Source organism: Mesorhizobium sp. M7D.F.Ca.US.004.01.2.1 (assembly GCF_003997785.1).
Classification (GTDB): domain Bacteria; phylum Pseudomonadota; class Alphaproteobacteria; order Rhizobiales; family Rhizobiaceae; genus Mesorhizobium; species Mesorhizobium loti.
In genome coordinates, this window is record NZ_RZRQ01000505.1 from 1 (window position 1) to 3,060 (window position 3,060).

The 3,060-nt window shown below is 64.0% G+C and carries 3 protein-coding genes; 1 reads left to right on the forward strand and 2 read right to left on the reverse strand.

Going from position 1 to position 3,060, the window contains the following annotated elements; translation table 11 throughout:
* Window positions 1-1,060 (forward strand): glycosyltransferase (locus EN993_RS33805; protein WP_127266051.1); only part of this gene is annotated, 1,060 nt, incomplete at its 5' end.
* Between the two features lie 10 nt (window positions 1,061-1,070).
* Here the strand turns inward: EN993_RS33805 and EN993_RS33810 are convergent.
* Complete coding sequence (locus tag EN993_RS33810; RefSeq protein WP_127266052.1) at window positions 1,071-2,093, reverse strand: phosphoribosyltransferase family protein; 1,023 nt, start codon at window positions 2,091-2,093, stop codon at window positions 1,071-1,073.
* Window positions 2,094-2,145: 52 nt separating this feature from the next.
* Window positions 2,146-3,060, reverse strand: a 915-nt coding sequence (locus tag EN993_RS33815) for an oligosaccharide flippase family protein (RefSeq protein ID WP_164757990.1), incomplete at its 5' end; no start/stop codon positions are given.

Below are 3,060 nucleotides of genomic sequence, written 5' to 3' on the forward strand. Positions count from 1 at the left end.
CGGCAACGGCTACCCACCCGAGTTCAGTGGCGGCGTGCAGTCGAGCACGCACCATCTGGCCGAACAGCTGGTCGAACATGGGCATGAAGCCGCGGTGCTCGCCGCCCTGTTCGGCGATGGTGTCTTCGGCTTCAAGGCGCGCGCCAAGATGAAGCTGTTGCGGCAGCCGGCGGTCATCGACAGCTATCCCGGCTATCCGGTGGTGCGGGCCTGGTTTCCCTGGGAAGCGGCGGCCTTTGCCGTCGACAGGCTGAAGCCGGATGTGGCCGTGGTCCAGTGCCACAAATCGGTGCCGATCGGCAAGGCGCTGCAGGCCGAGGGCGTGCCTCTGGTCGTCTATCTCCGCAATGTCGAGTTCCACGAACTGGGCGGCGATCTGCGCGAATTGCATTCAGCGCTTTACATCGCCAATTCGGACTTCACCGCGCGCACCTACAGACAAGAGTTCGGCATCGAGGCGGCGGTGATCCCGCCGACCATCAACCCGGCGCATTACTCGACGCCGACGACGGGCCAGTTCGTCACGCTGATCAATCCTTACGAGGAAAAGGGGTTTGAGCTCGCGGTGCGCATCGCCGGCGCCTGCCGCGAAATCCCGTTCCTGTTCGTCGAAAGCTGGAAGCTCGAGGAGGATCATCGGGAGCGGATCGAACAGACGATAGCGCCTTTGGGCAATGTCGTGCTGGAGAGCCGCACCAGCGACATGAAGACGGTCTATGGCCGCACGAAGATCCTGCTTGCTCCCAGCAAGTGGGAAGAGGCCTGGGGCCGCGTCGCGTCGGAGGCCCATTGCAGCGGAATCCCGGTTGTCGGCTCGCGGCGCGGCGGTCTGCCCGAGGCGATCGGCTCGGGGGGCGTGGTACTCGACTACGATGCTCCGCTTGCCGACTGGGTCGCGGCCGTCAGGCGGCTGTGGAACGACAACCAGGAATATGACCGGCTCTCAGGCCTCGCGCGCAGCTTCGCCGGGCGCCCGGAACTCGATCCCGATCGCCAGTTCATGACCTTCTTCTCGATACTCGACAGAGCCGTGCAGCAGCGCGCGCGGCAGGCCGCATAGGCGTTTTGGATCAGGCCGGTCGCTTGACCCGGTTTTTCAGCGTTTCATAACCGCGGGCGCCAAGCAGGGCGCGAGCAATGGTCTTGGCAGCACTCTTGCGGCCCTCCTGCGACTTGATCTGCCGCAGCCGTGCAGGCAGGTTGCGGGCTGCCTGGCTAAGTGCCGGCAGCGACAGCGTGTCGGGAAAGCTGACCATATGCGTTTCGACGCACAGCACCGGCTTGCCGGACAGTTCGGTGATCCTCAGCGCCTGTTCGTGCTCGCTCTCGATGAACAGGATGGCATCGGATTTGCGATAGAAATCGGCCTTGAAACTGCCATGCGCGCCAAGCCGTTGCCGTTCCGCCTTGCTTGGCAGATCGAGCATGATCAGCTGGTCGTATTTGATCTCGTGCTTGGCGAGCCATGCCTCGGTCAGCGCGCGGTATTTCTCCAGCCGGCTGGTGACCAGCCAGCCGATCTTGTGGGTCGCAACATGGAGCGGCCGCGCTTCGCTGAGGAATTTCTCGTAGGCGGGGCCGTCGTCGTTTTCCGCCTCTGTCGGGTCGAGGCACAGCACGCCATCGATGTCGACGCAGCATTGCGCCAGGAATTTGTGGTGCATGAAGTTCCACTGGAACATGCGCGGATGCGGCACGACCTCGAAGACGAGGTCGGTTTCCTGGTGCTGCGGCTCAAGGCCGAACACGGCGGCAAAGGTGAAATCCGCCTCGATGCCGGCCGCCTGGATGCGGGCGCGCGCGTCGCGCATGGCGTTGCCGCCGGCGACGCTGTCATCGATCACCAGCACCTTGCGCATCTCGGAGACCTTGCGATCGAGAGCGGCACGGCGCTTGGTGACGCCTGACGTGTAGATCCGCCCAGCCAGGAAGCTGTCGAGATCGGTCATCGGGATGTTCGCCGCAAGGCTGACCAGCGTTGCCGCCAGCACGCCGCTTCTCGGCACGCCAACGACCAGGTCGATGTCGCGCGGCAGCCGGTGCAGGCCCCTGACAATGGCGTCGTTCATATCGGAGATCGATCGGTAGTGCATGGTTCAGACCTGGTCCTGGAAGGGATGTCCGTAGCTGTCGAAGGCGACCAAATTATTGCGCTTCGCGCGGCGCTGCCGCGGGCAGCCTTGCCGGCAGCATCTTAAGAGCCTCGCGCAAGGCTTCGCGGCCGGAGGCGAATGCCAGGGCGATGACGATGGTGATGAGGTAAGCGAGCACGGCGCCGCTGGCCAGGGCAACGACATGCTGCTGCGGCAGTAGTGGCTTGATGAACCAGATCGTGGCCAGCGCCAGATGGGCGCCAAGCACGAACGGCGCTGCCGCGCGAAACACGTGATGCGCCTGCAGCGGTCCGCTCTTGCCGACATAGAGCCACAGGAACGGTGTCCGCAGATACTCGCTGATCGCATAGGCAATCGCCACGCCCAGCGCCCCATATGGCAGGCCGAGCATGAAGGCCAGCACCGATGTCACGGCCGTTATGATACCCCAGCGCATGAAGTCGCCGGAGCGGCCCTGGCTGACGAAAAGCCACCCGGCCGGATTGTTGAGCGGCTGCAGCAGCCCGGCAAAGCCGAGCGCCAGGAAAATCGAGGCACTTGCGCGCCATTGCTCACCGAGCACGAAGGGGATCAGCACATCCGACATCGCGGTGGCGAAGGCGACGCCGGGAAGCGCCACCAGCAGGATCAGCGGCATGACGCGCAGATAGGCGCTGCGGTAGCGATCCGGCTCGTCCTTCAGCCTTGAGAGCGCCGGAACCATGACTTTCGACAAGGGATTGGTGATTTGGCTCAGCGGAAACAGAAGCAGCTTGTAGGCGCGATCATAGAGGCCGAGCTGCGCCTCGCCCCAGTATTTGCCGATCAGCACATTGTCGAGGTTGCGGGCAAAGAAATTGGCGAAGTTGAAGCCGGTGATGCCGGCGCCGAAATTTATCAGCTCGCTGATGCCGGCGACCTTGCGCGGCAGGCCCGGACGCCAGCGCGAGCTCGCCCAGTAGCAGAG

Coding starts and splice junctions, on each gene's coding strand:
- EN993_RS33810 (WP_127266052.1), bottom strand. CDS start 2,093: ATGCACTACCGATCGATCTCCGATATGAACGACGCCATTGTCAGGGGC.